Raw genomic sequence first — 15,039 nt, 5'->3', positions numbered from 1 at the left:
CGGGAAGGGAGAAGCCATGGCCGATCTGACGACAAACTTTCTGGGCATTTCCAGCCCCAACCCCTATTGGCTGGCCTCCGCGCCGCCCACCGACAAGGAATACAACGTCCGTCGCGCCTTCGAGGCCGGATGGGGTGGCGTTGTCTGGAAGACTTTGGGGGCCGAGGGTCCTCCAGTCGTGAACGTAAACGGCCCGCGCTATGGCGCGATTTACGGCGCGGATCGTCGATTGCTGGGTTTGAACAACATCGAGTTGATCACGGACCGGCCACTGGAGGTGAACCTTGAGGAAATGGCGCGGGTCAAAGCCGATTACCCGGATCGCGCACTGATCGCCTCGATCATGGTGCCCTGTGAAGAAGAGGCATGGAAAGCAATCCTGCCGCGCGTTGCCGAAACTGGCGCGGATGGGATCGAACTGAACTTCGGCTGTCCGCACGGGATGAGCGAACGTGGCATGGGATCCGCCGTGGGGCAGGTGCCGGAATACATCGAAATGGTCACGCGCTGGTGCAAGCAGTATTACGACCGCCCGGTTATCGTAAAGCTGACGCCAAATATCACCGATATCCGTAAACCGGCTGCGGCAGCCAAAAACGGTGGCGCGGATGCGGTGTCGCTGATCAACACGATCAACTCGATCACCAGTGTAAACTTGGACACGTTCAGCCCTGAACCCTCGATTGACGGCAAAGGCAGCCACGGTGGATATTGTGGACCGGCCGTGAAGCCGATTGCCCTGTCCATGGTGTCCGAAATCGCGCGGGCCGAGGCCACGCATGGCCTGCCGATTTCCGGCATCGGTGGTGTCACAACTTGGCGTGACGCGGCCGAGTTCATCTCGCTGGGTTGCGGCAATGTTCAGGTCTGCACTGCCGCGATGACCTATGGTTTCAAGATCATCGACGAGCTGACGGCGGGTCTGTCCGAATGGATGGACGAGAAAGGGTATACCAGCGTTGACGAAGTGATCGGTCGCGCGGTGCCCAATGTTACTGACTGGCAATATCTGAACCTGAACTATATCGCCAAGGCCAAGATCGATCAGGACCAGTGCATCAAGTGCGGTCGCTGCTATGCGGCCTGTGAAGACACCAGCCATCAGGCAATTTCGATGTCGGATGATCGTGTGTTCGAGGTGATCGACGAGGAATGCGTCGCCTGCAACCTCTGCGTCGATGTCTGCCCGGTCGAAGACTGCATCTCCATGGTGCCGATGGCCGCAGGCGAGGTTGATCCGCGTACTGGAAAAGAGGTTCAGCCCAACTATGCCAACTGGACCACGCACCCGAACAACCCGATGGCCAAGGCGGCCGAATGAACCGGGTTACAAAAATTATTAAGGGGCCGTTTTCGCGGCCCTTTTTTTCAAGGGGTCAGAAGCTTTCGATACAGCATGTCGACAAAGGGATCAGCCCCTTCAAACGGATCCTCTTCACCAAGGATCGCGCGTACCTGGACTTCGAAATCGGCGTAATGCTGCGTCAGCGCCCAAATCGAAAACATCAGGTGATAAGGGTGCACCCGCGCGATTTTGCCCTGATCCATCCAGCGGGTAAGGATCTTGGTCTTGTCATCGACCAGTTCCTTGAGGTCCTTGGACAAAGCCTCGTGAATGCGCGGCGCGCCTTGTACCAGTTCATTGGCAAAAAGGCGGCTTTCGCGTGGTAACTCCTGACTCATCTGCAGTTTCCGGCGAATGTAGGCCAGGATTTCCTCCATCGGATCGCCGTTTTCGTCAAGGTCGTGCAGGGGGGCCAACCATGTCTCTAACAGGCCCGACAACAGTTCAGTGTGGATCGCCTCTTTCGATGGGAAATAATACAGCAGGTTTGGCTTGCTCAGCCCGGCCTCGGTGGCAATCTGATCCACTGTCGATCCGCGAAACCCGTGTGCGGAAAACACGTTCAGGGCGGCCTCGAGAATCGCAGCGCGGTTCTTTTTCTGAATGCGAGTCGGTGCGCGGTCTTTCGGCATGTTTTCAGCGTGTCTCTTTTTTCGACTATAGGCGCGGAATTCAGTGAAAATTCAAGCTGCGCCGCGCAATTTCTTGACTGATCTCGAACCCGTGATAGCGTGAGTTTGACCAGATGGTCAAATCAAGACACCAAAAGCGAGCCAAATCGCAAGCAAACAGGGAAAATGAACATGGCAGCTCCGGCGCAGAATCTCAGGATCAATGGCGACAGGTTGTGGGACAGCCTGATGGAGATGGCCAAGATCGGCCCCGGTGTGGCCGGTGGCAACAATCGCCAAACCCTGACGGATGAGGATGCCGAAGGTCGCGCCCTTTTCCAGAAATGGTGCGAAGAGGCCGGTTGCTTCATGGGGCTGGACCAGATGGGAAACATGTTTGCCCGTCGCGAAGGCACCGACCCGGAGGCTTTGCCCGTTTATGTTGGATCGCACCTGGATACGCAGCCCACAGGGGGCAAGTATGACGGTGTGCTTGGAGTATTGGGCGGTCTGGAACTGATCCGGACTCTGAACGATTTGGGCATCAAGACAAAACACCCCATCGTGGCCACCAACTGGACCAACGAAGAAGGCACGCGTTATGCGCCGGCTATGCTGTCCTCGGGCGTGTTTGCGGGTATGCACACGCAGGATTGGGCATATGGCCGAGAAGATGCCGAGGGCAAGAAGTTTGGCGATGAACTGAATCGGATCGGCTGGCGGGGTGACGAAGAAGTCGGAGCTCGCAAGATGCACGCCTTTTTTGAGCTTCATATTGAACAAGGGCCGATTCTGGAGGCCGAGGGCAAAGACATTGGCGTCGTCACTCACGGTCAGGGGCTGAGTTGGACGCAGATCACCGTAACCGGCAAGGACGCCCATACCGGCTCGACCCCGATGCCAATGCGCAAGAATGCGGGGCTGGCAATGGCGCGTATTCTTGAGAAAGTGGACGAGATCGCCTGGTCGCATGCACCGCACGCGGTCGGGGCGGCGGGTCATATCGATGTCTATCCGAACTCACGCAATGTGATCCCCGGTAAGGCGGTGTTCACGGTCGATTTCCGCTCGCCCGAGTTGGACGTAATCACGGACATGGAAAACCGCCTGCGGGTGGCGGCCGTGGATATCGTTGAGGAAATGGGTCTGCAGATCGAGTTCGAAAAGGTCGGTGGGTTTGATCCTGTGAAATTCGACGACGATTGCGTGTCAGCCGTGCGCAATGCGGCGGAACGGCTGGGTTATTCGCACACCGACATCATCTCGGGCGCGGGGCATGATGCCTGCTGGATCAACCGGGTGGCTCCGACCGCGATGGTCATGTGCCCTTGTGTCGACGGGCTGAGCCACAATGAGGCGGAAGAGATCAGCAAGGAATGGGCGGCAGCCGGAGCGGATGTTCTGTTGCACGCAGTCGTCGAGACGGCTGAGATTGTGGAATAGGGGGCTCTGCCCCCGTCGCCCGACGGGCGACTCCCCCGGGATATTTTTAGCCAGATGAAGCAAGCGGCGCAGACCGCATCAGGGAGTTTACAATGAGCACAGTTATCAAGAACGGAACGGTCGTTACTGCTGATTTGTCCTACAAGGCGGATGTGCTGGTCGAAGGCGGCGTGATCACCGAGATCGGGATGGGCCTGAATGGTGACAAGGAACTGGACGCGACCGGTTGTTACGTTATGCCGGGTGGGATTGACCCTCATACCCATCTGGAGATGCCATTCATGGGCACCTATTCCAGCGATGATTTCGAAAGCGGGACGCGCGCGGCTTTGGCCGGTGGTACCACGATGGTTGTGGATTTTGCGCTTCCGAACCCTGGCGAGAGCCTACTGGATGCGTTGAAGCGATGGGACAATAAATCGACCCGCGCAAACTGTGACTACTCGTTCCACATGGCCGTCACCTGGTGGGGGGAGCAGGTGTTTGACGACATCAAGACCGTTATCGAGACGCGCGGTATCAACACGTTCAAACATTTCATGGCCTACAAGGGTGCGCTGATGGTGAATGATGACGAGCTTTTCGCATCGTTCAAACGTTTGGCTGAGCTGGGCGGTATCGCCATGGTGCACGCCGAGAATGGCGACGTCGTCGCGGAACTGAGCGCAAAACTGCTGGCCGAAGGCAACACCGGCCCCGAGGCGCATGCTTATTCACGCCCGCCGCAGGTAGAGGGCGAGGCGACCAATCGCGCCATCATGATTGCGGATATGGCCGGGGTTCCGCTGTATGTGGTGCATACCTCGTGCGAAGAGGCCCACGAGGCCATTCGTCGGGCCAAGATGCAGGGAAAACGGGTGTGGGGGGAACCTTTGATCCAGCACCTGACCTTGGATGAAAGTGAGTACTTCCACCAGGATTGGGACCACGCCGCGCGCCGTGTCATGAGCCCCCCGTTCCGGAACAAGCAGCATCAGGACAGCCTTTGGAACGGGTTGCATTCGGGAACCTTGAGCGTGGTGGCCACGGATCACTGTGCCTTTACGACCGAACAGAAACGGTATGGCGTCGGGGATTTCACCAAGATCCCGAACGGGACAGGTGGACTTGAAGATCGGATGCCGATGCTGTGGACCCATGGCGTGAACACCGGGCGTTTGACACTGAACGAGTTTGTAGCGGTTACTTCAACAAATATCGCCAAGATATTGAATTGCTATCCGAAAAAAGGTGCAATCCTTGTTGGGGCTGATGCGGATATCGTGGTCTGGGACCCGGAAAAATCCAAGACGATCAGTGCTGATACGCAGCAGTCTTCAATCGATTACAACGTGTTCGAAGGTAAAGAGGTCAAGGGCCTTCCGCGCTTTACGCTGACGCGCGGACAGATTGCCGTGCATGATGGTGAGATCCGTACCCAGGAGGGCCATGGCGAGTTCGTCGCGCGTGAACCCAACGGCCATGTCAACAAGGCTCTGAGCACCTGGAAAGAACTGACAGCCCCACGGCCGGTAGAGCGGACGGGTATTCCGGCGACAGGCGTCTAAAGCGCTTGGGCCGTTAACGTGGCGGCCCAAAGCCTAATATTTTCAAGGCAATGGAATGAATATTGAAAGCACTACCCAGCCCGTAGTCGAGGCAAGGCAGCTGGACCTAACTTTCCAGACAAACGATGGGCCGGTTCACGCGCTGAAGGACGTGAACCTGACGATCGATAAAGGTGACTTTGTCAGTTTTATCGGACCTTCGGGTTGCGGTAAGACCACTTTTCTTCGCTGTATCGCGGCGCTGGAAACGCCGACCGGGGGTACCTTGACCGTTAACGGCATGAGCCCCGATGAGGCGCGGAGAAACCGGGCTTATGGCTATGTGTTTCAAGCGGCAGGTTTGTATCCGTGGCGTACGATTGCCAAGAACATCAAACTGCCGCTTGAGATCATGGGATACTCTTCTGCCGAACAGGAGGAGAGGGTGAGTAAGGTTCTGGAACTTGTTGACCTTGAAGGATTTGGTGGTAAATTTCCCTGGCAGTTATCTGGCGGGATGCAGCAACGGGCCAGCATTGCCCGGGCGCTTGCCTTCGATGCCGACATCCTGCTGATGGACGAGCCGTTTGGCGCGTTGGATGAGATTGTGCGCGATCACCTGAACGAACAGCTTCTGGCGCTTTGGGCGCGGACCGAGAAGACGATTGGGTTCGTGACGCACTCGATCCCAGAAGCGGTGTATCTGAGCACTAAAATTGTGGTTATGAGCCCTCGGCCAGGACGGATCACGGATGTGATCGACAGCCCTCTGCCCAGGGAACGGCCTTTGGACATCCGTGACACGCCGGAATTCATCGAGGTTGCGCATCGTGTGAGGGATGGGCTGCGGGCGGGACATTCTTATGACGACTGAGCCGAACACGGATATGATCAGACGCGCCGTGCTGGATGACGTGACAGACTGCGCCAAGGTCATTCATGACTGGGCCACGCAAACAGACTGGATGCCCGAGGAATTGCCGGTAGAAGAATTGGCGAACATGATCCGCGTTGCTTTCGACGATCGTGAGATCTGGGTCGCCGGGGATCCGGTCGATTGCTATATGTCGGTTGATCCCGTACAGCAGAAAATCGGCGCGCTGTATTGCAGCCGAACCGGGCAAGGTGTCGGCAAGCGGTTTGTCGATATCGCCAAAGAGGGTCGGAATTTCCTCTGGCTGACGACACACAGACCCAACACGGCGGCACAGCGCTTTTATCGCCGGGAAGGGTTTGAAGTGACCGCAGAAGAACCGCCTGTGCCGCCCGACACCGTGTCCGTCTTTCGGATGGAGTGGCGCGCATGAAGCAGGTTGTTGCTGTCCTTACTGTTGTCGCTGCAATCGCTGTGATCTGGTACGCGGCCTGCGTTCCGATGAACATCAAGGGTGTTCTGAGTGAACTTGAACGTGGCGGTGCCGAGGTGCAGCCGCCTACTGCCAGCGCACGCCGGGACTTGGGTGAATTCAGCCTTGTTGCGAACAACACATTTGCGATCCCCGCCGCGTGGGAGCAGAAGAAACCCCGTTTGCCATCGCCCCATCAGGTCGTGATTGAACTGTGGGAAACGACCGTCGAGAAGAAGATCACCTCGAAACGATCGCTGATCTATCATGGTTGGGTGACCCTCAGCGCGACGATGCTTGGCTTTGTGATCGGCACGGGGCTGGGCATCTTGCTGGCTGTCGGGATCGTTCATAGCCGCGTAATGGATTTGTCGGTCATGCCGTGGGCCATTGTCAGCCAGACGATCCCCATTATTGCGCTGGCACCGATGATCATCGTTGTCCTGTATTCGGTGGGCGTGCAGGGGATCATCCCCAAGGCGATCATCTCGGCCTATCTGAGCTTTTTCCCGGTTGTCGTGGGTATGGTCAAAGGGTTGCGCAGCCCTGATGCCATGCAGTTGGACCTGTTGCGAACCTATAATGCCAGCCGGTCGCAAGGCTTTTGGAAGCTACGCCTGCCTGCGTCGATGCCTTACCTGTTCACGTCATTGAAAATCGGTATTGCGGCGTCCTTGGTCGGTGCAATCGTGGGTGAACTGCCGACGGGGGCCGTGGCCGGGCTGGGCGCTCGATTGCTTGCGGGCAGTTATTATGGCCAGACGGTTCAGATCTGGTCGGCCCTGTTTGCAGCGGCCATTCTGGCGGCTTGTCTGGTCGGGTTGCTCGGTTTGATAGAGCGTACGGTCCTCAAGCGGATGGGGATGGCGCAATGATGTTGGTTATCCTTGCTCTGCTGCTATGGGGTTTTGGCTGGTGGTTGAACAGCCGTCTGGCCAGTGGTCCTCAGGCTGACAGTCAGATCGTTCGCTTTCTGGCGCCGGTGATTTTCGGGCTGACCGTTATCGGGGCATGGGAGTTGTTGGTTCGCGGACTTGAGGTTCCGCTGGTCATCCTGCCTGCGCCTTCTGCCATCGCGCTGCGCTTTGGCGACAGCCTTGATATTCTGTGGGCGGATTTTGTTCAGACCATCCTGAAAGGTGCGCTCAGCGGATATGTCATCGGGTGTGGGGCTGCTTTCCTGATGGCCATTGCTGTGGATCGGTGGGACTTCCTGCGCCTCGGGCTTTTGCCGGTTGGGAATTTCGTGGCCGCTCTGCCCATCGTCGGTACGGCACCTATCCTTGTCATGTGGTTCGGGTTTGATTGGCACTCCAAGGCGGCGGTTGTCGTTGTGATGGTGTTCTTCCCGATGCTGGTCAACACCGTTGCCGGTCTGCGCGAAGCGACCGCGATGCAGCGCGACTTGATGGAGACATATGCTGCAACCTATTGGCAGAGTTTTCTGAAGCTGCGTCTGCCCGCGGCGATGCCTTTCGTTTTCAACGGGTTGAAGATTTCGACAACTTTGGCTTTGATTGGAGCCATTGTGGCAGAGTTCTTTGGCTCGCCAATCGTGGGGATGGGCTTTCGGATTTCTACCAGCGTCGGTCAGCTGTCGCTTGATATGGTCTGGGCCGAGATCGTCGTGGCTGCGCTGGCCGGCACCGCTTTTTATGGCCTTGTCGCCGGCATCGAAAAGGTCGTGACGTTCTGGCACCCGTCACAACGCGGATAAGAAAAGGAATAATTCAACAGACCTCGAAAACGGGGCAACCATAAGCAACTAGGAGATATGAAGATGAACAAGCTACTTAGCGGGGCGGTTGCCGCCTTCAGTTTGGCAGCCAGCACGGCGCTTGCGGCGGACGAAGTGACGTTGCAGTTGAAATGGGTCGGGCAGGCGCAATTTGCCGGCTACTTCGTGGCAGAAGCAAAAGGTTTCTACGACGAAGAAGGGCTTGATGTCACAATCAAACCGGGTGGCCCCGATATTGCACCGGAACAGGTGATTGCCGGTGGCGGAGCAGATGTCATCACGACATGGATGGCCGCTGGCTTGGCCGCGCGCGAGCGTGGCGTTCCGTTGGTGAACATCGCGCAACCATTCAAAACGGGCGGTTTGCAGGTGAACTGCCTGAAATCCACCGGCGTCGAAACCCCCGAGGATTTCCCAGGTCGCACTATGGGGGTTTGGTTCTTTGGCAATGAATATCCGTTCTATGCCTGGATGGCGTCCTTGGGCATCGAAACAGATGGTGCCGATGATAACGGAGTCACGGTTCTGAAGCAGGCGTTTTCTGCAGATCCTCTGATCCAGGGGCAGGCGGATTGCATCTCCACCATGACTTACAACGAATACCGTCAGATCCTTCAGGCCGGTATCACGCCCGAAGAATTGGTGACGTTCAACTATCTTCAGATGGGCTTCGGGATGCTCGAGGATGGACTGTATGTCATGGAAGAGAACCTGAGCGATCCTGAATTCGTCGACAAGATGGAACGTTTTGTGCGGGCCTCAATGAAGGGCTGGAAATACGCAGCCGAAAACCAGGAAGAGGCTGCGGAAATCGTGCTGGAATTCGATGAGACAGGCGCGCAGGAACTGGACCATCAGGTCTATATGATGGGTGAGGTCGCAAAGCTGATTGCAGGATCGGACGGAGCGCTGGACCCTGCCGATTACGAACAGACAGTGAAAACGCTGCTGTCGGCCGTTTCCGCAGAAAACCCGGCTATCACCAAAGAGCCCGAAGGTGCCTGGACGCACCAGATCACGGATGCGGCATTGAACTGACGTCAGCCGACGACATGAGCGATTTCAGCGCGGCCCCAATCGGGGCCGCGTTTTTGATTTCAGATGCCGGAATTGTGTCTGTACTCGCTTCAAAAACAGAGTAGTATTTACTTGTAAATTAACGCATTTCGTACGAGATGCATGTTGCTTGGTAAAAAATGCAGGGATTTGCGTCAGAATTCAGCTCAGCGGTTGCTTTGATCCTCGAAGGAGACTCAGAGCTTTGGGCGATTGTGTTGTTGTCTCTGAAAGTATCCGTGTTTGCCGTGCTGATTTCTGCCCTGATCGGTATGCCTGTCGGGGCTGCTTTGGCAGTGGCCCGGTTTCCGGGGCGGCGGATGATCATTGTTCTGATGAACGCCCTGATGGGGTTCCCTCCGGTCGTCGTGGGCTTACTGGTCTATCTGATGCTGTCCCGGTCCGGCCCTTTGGGTGTGCTTGAGCTTTTGTATACCCCGACGGCCATGATCATTGCGCAAGTGGTTTTGGTCACCCCGATCGTCGCAGCACTGACCCGACAAGTCGTCGAGATGCTGGCCGAGGAATATTCCGAACAGTTGCGATCTTTGGGCGTGTCCCGCCTTGCATCAGTCCCGGTGCTGCTGTGGGACGCGCGACTGGCTTTGGTTACGGCTTTGCTGGCGGGTTTCGGACGCGCCATCGCCGAGGTCGGCGCTGTGATCATAGTGGGCGGAAACATCAACCACGTGACGCGCGTCATGACGACAACCATCGCGCTTGAGACCTCGAAAGGGAATCTGGCGCTGGCACTGGCGCTGGGGGTCATCCTTATCGGGATTGCAGTGGCTGTGAATGCAATGGTCAGCGCTGTCAGTTTGCGGGCCGAGCAGGAGGGGTTGCGCCATGCGTGATCTGCTCTGTGAAATGGCGAATTGCCTGAGGGTTGAGGATTTGCGTATCCGCAGCAAGGGCAAGACGTTGCTGGATGTCCCTTCGCTGGTTCTGGATGGGCCGGGGCCAACGTTGATCCTTGGTCCCAATGGCGCTGGCAAAAGCCTGCTGTTGCGCTGCCTGCATGGCCTGATCACACCGAATCGGGGGCGAGTGATTCAGGATGGAGAGCCTTTGGGCGCAGTGCAGAAGGCCCGTCAGGCCATGGTGTTCCAGCAACCGGTGTTGCTGCGCCGGTCCGTTGCTGCAAACCTCGATTTCGTTCTCAAACGTCAGGGGATGGCGCGAACAGCCAGAAAGGCACGTATCGCCGAGCTGCTGGCCGAAGGTGGACTCGACGGCAAGGCCCGGCAACCCGCGCGGTCATTGTCCGGGGGCGAGGCGCAGCGATTGGCAATCCTGCGAGCGCTGGCGTTGGAGCCCGAGACCTTGTTTCTTGACGAGCCGACCAGCGCCCTTGATCCTAGCGCGACCCAGATGATCGAGAAAATGGTGTTACGCGCCTCGAAGCGGGGCGTACGGATTGTGATGGTGACGCATGATATCGGACAGGCCCGACGTTTGGCCGCGGATGTGGTCATGATGCAGGGCGGACATGTGGTGGAACACGGCACCGCAAAACAAGTTTTGAATGCCCCCGAAAGTGACGCGGCGCGTCGTTATCTCGCGGGTGGGTTGGTTACCTAAAAAGATAGAACGGAGAGAATGATGTTCCGGGCATTAATTCGGGCAGCAGTGATGGCCTATGGCCTGTCGGCCAGTGTGGTTTCGGCCGAAGAGCCGTTTATCGTGGTGCAGTCGACAACATCAACGCAAAACTCGGGGCTGTTGGAACACATCCTGCCATGGTTCGAAGCGGAGTCAGGCATTGATGTTCGTGTTGTCGCGGTTGGAACCGGTCAGGCGATCCGAAACGCGATCAACGGGGACGGAGATGTTCTACTGGTTCACGCAAAGCCTGCCGAAGAGAAATTCGTGGAAGACGGCTGGGGCGTCGAGCGAAAAGATCTGATGTATAACGATTTCGTTCTGGTTGGCCCGAAATCTGACCCGGCCGGAATTCGTGGCGGCACTGATATCTTGGCCGCGCTTTCAGCCATTGCCGAGGCTGAAGCCGTATTTGCGTCACGTGGTGATGACAGCGGAACTCATAAAGCTGAGCTGAGCCATTGGTCTGCGGCTGGGCTGGACCCGACTGAAGCATCAGGCGCGTGGTATCGTGAGACAGGGTCCGGCATGGGGGCGACCCTGAACGTGGCCAGCGGCATGGACGCCTATACTCTGACGGATCGGGCCACGTGGCTGTCTTTTGGAAACAGGGGTAATCTTGAGGTTTTGATCGAAGGCGATCCAAGCCTGTTCAATCAATACGGTGTAATCCTTGTGAATCCTGAAAAGCACTCGCATGTGCGGGCAGCTTCCGGCCAACGATTTATCGACTGGCTGACCGGGCCGGACGGGCAGGAGGCAATCGCTTCGTTCAGGTTGGACGGGCAGCAGGTGTTTTTCCCCAATGCTCAATAATTTGGCCTGCGGCCAACCCTTACGGGGTGAGTATTTTTGAAAAGATGAAGCGGCGGGTGGTGGTTCACCCGCTGGCGCCATTGTGGTGGATGGTTCCAAGTCCCGACAGATCGTAGGAACCGAATTCGCGGGCTCGTTGCGTGAAGTGATCCGAGCGCAGCAGCGTTATCAGTTTTTGCATTGGCGGATCGAAAAATGACCTGCGCCAGATCGCCAGGTCCAATCGTTCGTTATGAGTGGGAACAAAGCCCAGATTATAGAGCCCGGCCAAAGCACCCAGTCCGAAACCGGCCTCAGCCTTTTGGTCGTGAAGCGCGATGGCCAGTTCCTCTTCGGTGCGCGCGCAGCCGGGGCGAATATCCAGATCGTCACGGCTCATGCCATGGGATTCAAGCAGGAAATCGAACAGGCGTTGGCTGGCCGCACTGTCCTGACGCAGGATCACGGAGCGCGATTTGAGATCGTCGAACGTGTTGATGTCCGAAACGCCGGGGGCAAGAAGCAGCCCGCGTTCGCGCCGCGCGACTTCGTACAGGATGACCGGAGCTTCACCCAGGGCATCGCGTAGGGATTTGTTGTTGAACCCACCATCTTCGTGGATGTGCAACACAGCGGCCTGCGCGTTGCGGTCGCTCAGCCGCGTCAGCCCGTCGAATGAGCCGTCGTAATAAGTTGCCAGACCAGAGCCGCTTTCGCGCAGTGCCCAGTCCAGCAAAGGGTCATGACTTCCTGCGACGATTGGGGGCAGTGGAGGTTCGGCGACGTGCGGACCCGAGCGCGAAGCATTGAGCCAAGCCACGATTTCGGCCCTTGGAAACAGCAGTTTCCCCATGGCGCGCACGCAAGGCACTTCACCAGACGACGCCAGATCATACGCTTTGCGTTCGCCGATGCGCAGCAGTTCGGCCAGTTCTTTGGTGGTCAGGTATTCGGACATTCAGTCGAGGCGCACAGCCGAACCCGAGCCCGCATCTGCGGTGCTGAACCCCATTTGTTGCAGTGCAAAGGGGGCTGCGACAGCGATGACGACCATTGCGGCCACGGCGGCAAGAAAGGCTTTCATTGGTCTCCTCCGGCTCAGTTCTCGGGTGCCGTTGCGCGGCGTAGAAAGGCGATCAGGTCATCGCGATCCTGCGCTTGGGTGATCCGCTGCATCGGCATCTTTGAACCCGGAATGTAGTGGTCCGGCCCCTCGTCGAAAAGGGCATTTATCGTTTCGTCATTCCAAATGATATCAGAGTCTTGCAGCGTGTCCGAGTAGAAATATTCCGGTAGCGTGCCTGCCTTGCGCCCGAAGACACCGTGCAGGGTCGGCCCTGCGCGCCGCTGTCCGTTCGGTGTCAGGCTGTGACAGATCGAGCATTTGCGGACAAACTGGCGTTCACCGTTGCTCATGTCCTGCGGATTTTTCAGAAAACCTGGCTCAGTCGAGGCCATCTGTTCCTGATCGCCCAGAGCTGTAATCGGCCAACTGTACATCGCCTGGTCAATGCCGCCTGCGTGGATGTTCTGGCCATCTGCGGAAAAGGCCAGCGCCCAGACCGGTCCGCGCAGGGTGGCCCGGAAATCCTGCGCGATTTGCCATTCGGCCGTGTCGATCATCATGATAAAGCCTTCGCCATCGCCCATTGCCAACAGGCGGCGATCCGGGCTGAGCGCCAGCGCCAAGATCGGGCGACGTTCAAGGGTGAAGTCCCGTTCCTCGCCGGTTTCCAGATCGCGGATGCGGGTCACTCCGTCTACTGCGCCATAGGCGAGCCAGCCGTCCTGCTCGTTCAGTATCAATTCGTTCAGGCCAAACCCATGCTCGACAATGCGCTGCGTTTCCTGACCATCGGACACGTCCCAAAGGCGCAGAGAGCCATCCATGCCTGCCGAATACAGCGCGCTGCCATCCAAGGAAAACACCACTGCGTTTACGCCACTGCCGGTCGGCCCCAGCATCCTGCCCTCGGACCCGTCCACCGGCCACAGCCCGATGGTTCCGTCCCAACTGGCGGTGGCCACATGGGTTTTCGATGCCGCGATGCTGACGATCTTGCCCTTGTGCTGACCTACGATTTCGCCGCCCGGCCAGCGGCGCAGGGTAAAGTCGTCCCCTGCGGAATATATGGCGGTTCCGTTGAAGGCGACGCTGTTCACAGCCGCTTCATGGCCCTCCAGCCATTGCGGCCTTTGGTCCGACCACAGGCCGACCGAATTGTCGAAACTAGCCGTGGCGATCCTGCCGTCGGGCGCGGTGGCGATCCCCATGATTGGCCCGCCGTGACCCTTGAGCGTGAAAAACTCGGCCATGGCGGGTAGGGGGATCAGCGCCAGGGCCAGGATCAGCCCGCGCATCTATTCGGCGGGCGAGGCTGCTGCCTTGCCAGCCTCTTTTTCCTGCACCTCTTCCAGCCATAGCGAGTGGTGCTCGCGGGCCCATTGTTCTTCGACCTCACCGGTGCCCATGGCGTCAAAGGCTCCTTCCATGCCGACGGAGCCAAGGTAGATATGGGCGATGATGATGGCGATGAACACATAGGCGACCATCACGTGCCAGACTTGTGCATATTGCATCTCTTCCTGTGGGGACATCTGCACGGGCAGGTTTAGGCCCAGCATCTGTGGAATCCCAGTGGCATTGGCGACCGAGAATGTCTTGGCAAACATCGGCAGTTCAAACGGGAACAGCAACGACAGGCCCGACAAGCTGATCGAGACACCCAGCAGGATACAGGCCCAGAAAATGACCTTTTGGCCCGCATTGAATTTCTTGGCCGGCGGATGGCTACCCTTGGTGAACAATCCCCCTCCGGCGGCCAGCCATTTCAGGTCGATGCGGTTGGGGATGTTATGGGCAATCCAGTTTACGGTGATGATGATCAGTCCCAGCATAAAGGCCCATGCAAGGTTGTTATGCAGCCATTTGCAGCCCTGAGCGACGGTGGCGAACCCTTCTTTCCCGAAAATCGGGATCAGGAAGTCGCGGCCATAGAGGGTCAGCAGGCCGGTGATCGCTAGCACGATGAACGACCCGGCGAACAGCCAGTGACCAAACCGTTCAAACCCGTTGAAACGTGTAACTGTCCTGCCGGTTCTCTCTCCGTCGATGCGAATTTTGCCGCGGATCAGGAAAAACAGCAGAATGATGGCCGCCATTCCGGCCACAATGTAGCCCCCGTATTCGCGCAGCGGCCCGGTGCGAAAGTTCAGCCACCACATGCCGCCGTCCTGGATCAGCACACCCGCTGCGGGTCCGGCAGATGAAACGGTGGTGTTGGCCGAGCCGTATCGTATCGCGCGATAGACATCGCTGTCTGATGCCACGCCGCGTGTGCCCAACTGGCCCAGCAACCCCTCGGCGTTACCCTGACCTGTGTTTTCCGAGCGATAGCTGTTATCTAACTTTTCGCCCCGCTGACGCACCAGAATATCCTCAAGCGTGCTCGCCCCGCCGGTTGCGCTGCGATCCGGGGCCGGGGGTTCAGAGGTGTCCTGCGCCCAAGCGGCTCCGGTCAGGAATATCGAAACGAGCAGACATTGGATCAGGCGCATCTGGCTATCCTCTTGTACA

16 protein-coding genes are annotated in these 15,039 nt (G+C 57.8%); 11 read left to right on the top strand and 5 right to left on the bottom strand.

Annotated features, from left to right (window positions below; genetic code table 11):
- Nucleotides 1-16 precede the first annotated feature (16 nt).
- On the top strand, nucleotides 17-1,321 hold the full coding sequence (gene preA, locus ACR0LF_RS04060) for an NAD-dependent dihydropyrimidine dehydrogenase subunit PreA (RefSeq protein WP_480575333.1): 1,305 nt from the start codon (nucleotides 17-19) through the stop codon (nucleotides 1,319-1,321).
- A gap of 47 nt (nucleotides 1,322-1,368) precedes the next feature.
- On the opposite strand, the gene ACR0LF_RS04055 is transcribed toward preA, so the two are convergent.
- Nucleotides 1,369-1,977 carry a TetR family transcriptional regulator C-terminal domain-containing protein gene (locus tag ACR0LF_RS04055; protein WP_480575330.1) on the bottom strand — a complete coding sequence of 203 codons (609 nt, stop codon included), beginning with the start codon at nucleotides 1,975-1,977 and terminating at the stop codon, nucleotides 1,369-1,371.
- A gap of 171 nt (nucleotides 1,978-2,148) precedes the next feature.
- Between ACR0LF_RS04055 and ACR0LF_RS04050 the strand changes: the two genes are divergently transcribed.
- From ACR0LF_RS04050 to ACR0LF_RS04005, 10 genes are all read left to right on the top strand, one after another.
- Entirely contained in the window at nucleotides 2,149-3,399 is a 1,251-nt protein-coding gene (locus tag ACR0LF_RS04050; RefSeq protein WP_480575328.1) for a Zn-dependent hydrolase, read from the top strand.
- A 92-nt stretch (nucleotides 3,400-3,491) separates the two neighbouring features.
- Nucleotides 3,492-4,946 carry a dihydropyrimidinase gene (hydA, locus tag ACR0LF_RS04045; protein ID WP_480575325.1) on the top strand — a complete coding sequence of 485 codons (1,455 nt, stop codon included), beginning with the start codon at nucleotides 3,492-3,494 and terminating at the stop codon, nucleotides 4,944-4,946.
- Between the two features lie 55 nt (nucleotides 4,947-5,001).
- A complete protein-coding gene (locus ACR0LF_RS04040) occupies nucleotides 5,002-5,799 on the top strand; it encodes an ABC transporter ATP-binding protein (protein WP_480575321.1) in 798 nt (265 codons plus the stop codon).
- Entirely contained in the window at nucleotides 5,789-6,232 is a 444-nt protein-coding gene (locus ACR0LF_RS04035; protein ID WP_480575318.1) for an N-acetyltransferase family protein, read from the top strand. Before ACR0LF_RS04040 ends, ACR0LF_RS04035 begins: the two co-directional genes overlap by 11 nt.
- Nucleotides 6,229-7,146: an ABC transporter permease gene (locus tag ACR0LF_RS04030; RefSeq protein WP_480575315.1), complete on the top strand. Its 918-nt coding sequence runs from the start codon at nucleotides 6,229-6,231 to the stop codon at nucleotides 7,144-7,146. Before ACR0LF_RS04035 ends, ACR0LF_RS04030 begins: the two co-directional genes overlap by 4 nt.
- Nucleotides 7,143-7,988: an ABC transporter permease gene (locus ACR0LF_RS04025; RefSeq protein ID WP_480575312.1), complete on the top strand. Its 846-nt coding sequence runs from the start codon at nucleotides 7,143-7,145 to the stop codon at nucleotides 7,986-7,988. Before ACR0LF_RS04030 ends, ACR0LF_RS04025 begins: the two co-directional genes overlap by 4 nt.
- Nucleotides 7,989-8,051: 63 nt before the next feature.
- The gene (locus ACR0LF_RS04020; RefSeq protein WP_480575309.1) at nucleotides 8,052-9,047 is read left to right on the top strand and encodes an ABC transporter substrate-binding protein; all 996 of its coding nucleotides are present in this window, start codon (nucleotides 8,052-8,054) and stop codon (nucleotides 9,045-9,047) included.
- A gap of 158 nt (nucleotides 9,048-9,205) precedes the next feature.
- Nucleotides 9,206-9,919 (top strand): ABC transporter permease, encoded by a 714-nt coding sequence (locus tag ACR0LF_RS04015; RefSeq protein WP_480575306.1) that lies wholly within the window; start codon nucleotides 9,206-9,208, stop codon nucleotides 9,917-9,919.
- Entirely contained in the window at nucleotides 9,912-10,646 is a 735-nt protein-coding gene (locus ACR0LF_RS04010) for an ATP-binding cassette domain-containing protein (protein ID WP_480575303.1), read from the top strand. Before ACR0LF_RS04015 ends, ACR0LF_RS04010 begins: the two co-directional genes overlap by 8 nt.
- Nucleotides 10,647-10,667: 21 nt before the next feature.
- Nucleotides 10,668-11,483, top strand: a complete 816-nt coding sequence (locus ACR0LF_RS04005) for an ABC transporter substrate-binding protein (protein WP_480575300.1) — start codon at nucleotides 10,668-10,670, stop codon at nucleotides 11,481-11,483.
- A 64-nt stretch (nucleotides 11,484-11,547) separates the two neighbouring features.
- Here ACR0LF_RS04005 and ACR0LF_RS04000 read toward each other — a convergent pair whose 3' ends face one another.
- The 4 genes from ACR0LF_RS04000 to ACR0LF_RS03985 are packed head-to-tail and all read right to left on the bottom strand — an operon-like array spanning nucleotide 11,548 to nucleotide 15,020.
- Nucleotides 11,548-12,420, bottom strand: a complete 873-nt coding sequence (locus ACR0LF_RS04000; protein ID WP_480575297.1) for a substrate-binding domain-containing protein — start codon at nucleotides 12,418-12,420, stop codon at nucleotides 11,548-11,550.
- A complete protein-coding gene (locus ACR0LF_RS03995; protein WP_480575294.1) occupies nucleotides 12,421-12,546 on the bottom strand; it encodes a hypothetical protein in 126 nt (41 codons plus the stop codon). It lies immediately after the preceding gene.
- 14 nt (nucleotides 12,547-12,560) lie between these two features.
- Nucleotides 12,561-13,823, bottom strand: coding sequence for a c-type cytochrome (locus ACR0LF_RS03990; RefSeq protein WP_480575292.1), 1,263 nt, complete (start codon nucleotides 13,821-13,823; stop codon nucleotides 12,561-12,563).
- The gene (locus tag ACR0LF_RS03985) at nucleotides 13,824-15,020 is read right to left on the bottom strand and encodes a formate dehydrogenase subunit gamma (protein WP_480575289.1); all 1,197 of its coding nucleotides are present in this window, start codon (nucleotides 15,018-15,020) and stop codon (nucleotides 13,824-13,826) included.
- Nucleotides 15,021-15,039 lie beyond the last annotated feature (19 nt).

It is taken from the genome of Ruegeria sp. E8 (assembly GCF_056533985.1).
Note: the sequence above shows the minus strand (reverse complement) of the source record. Positions and strands in the feature narration are given on the sequence as shown.

What these genes read in the sequence shown, in the direction of transcription:
- ACR0LF_RS04025 (WP_480575312.1), top strand. Translation starts at nt 7,143, where the DNA reads ATGATGTTGGTTATCCTTGCTCTGCTGCTATGGGGTTTTGGCTGGTGG.
- ACR0LF_RS04020 (WP_480575309.1), top strand. Translation starts at nt 8,052, where the DNA reads ATGAACAAGCTACTTAGCGGGGCGGTTGCCGCCTTCAGTTTGGCAGCC.
- ACR0LF_RS03995 (WP_480575294.1), bottom strand. Translation starts at nt 12,546, where the DNA reads ATGAAAGCCTTTCTTGCCGCCGTGGCCGCAATGGTCGTCATCGCTGTC.
- ACR0LF_RS04040 (WP_480575321.1), top strand. Translation starts at nt 5,002, where the DNA reads ATGAATATTGAAAGCACTACCCAGCCCGTAGTCGAGGCAAGGCAGCTG.
- ACR0LF_RS04030 (WP_480575315.1), top strand. Translation starts at nt 6,229, where the DNA reads ATGAAGCAGGTTGTTGCTGTCCTTACTGTTGTCGCTGCAATCGCTGTG.
- ACR0LF_RS04055 (WP_480575330.1), bottom strand. Translation starts at nt 1,977, where the DNA reads ATGCCGAAAGACCGCGCACCGACTCGCATTCAGAAAAAGAACCGCGCT.
- ACR0LF_RS04005 (WP_480575300.1), top strand. Translation starts at nt 10,668, where the DNA reads ATGTTCCGGGCATTAATTCGGGCAGCAGTGATGGCCTATGGCCTGTCG.
- ACR0LF_RS04010 (WP_480575303.1), top strand. Translation starts at nt 9,912, where the DNA reads ATGCGTGATCTGCTCTGTGAAATGGCGAATTGCCTGAGGGTTGAGGAT.
- ACR0LF_RS04050 (WP_480575328.1), top strand. Translation starts at nt 2,149, where the DNA reads ATGGCAGCTCCGGCGCAGAATCTCAGGATCAATGGCGACAGGTTGTGG.
- ACR0LF_RS03990 (WP_480575292.1), bottom strand. Translation starts at nt 13,823, where the DNA reads ATGCGCGGGCTGATCCTGGCCCTGGCGCTGATCCCCCTACCCGCCATG.
- ACR0LF_RS04000 (WP_480575297.1), bottom strand. Translation starts at nt 12,420, where the DNA reads ATGTCCGAATACCTGACCACCAAAGAACTGGCCGAACTGCTGCGCATC.
- preA (WP_480575333.1), top strand. Translation starts at nt 17, where the DNA reads ATGGCCGATCTGACGACAAACTTTCTGGGCATTTCCAGCCCCAACCCC.
- ACR0LF_RS04015 (WP_480575306.1), top strand. Translation starts at nt 9,206, where the DNA reads ATGCAGGGATTTGCGTCAGAATTCAGCTCAGCGGTTGCTTTGATCCTC.
- ACR0LF_RS04035 (WP_480575318.1), top strand. Translation starts at nt 5,789, where the DNA reads ATGACGACTGAGCCGAACACGGATATGATCAGACGCGCCGTGCTGGAT.
- hydA (WP_480575325.1), top strand. Translation starts at nt 3,492, where the DNA reads ATGAGCACAGTTATCAAGAACGGAACGGTCGTTACTGCTGATTTGTCC.
- ACR0LF_RS03985 (WP_480575289.1), bottom strand. Translation starts at nt 15,020, where the DNA reads ATGCGCCTGATCCAATGTCTGCTCGTTTCGATATTCCTGACCGGAGCC.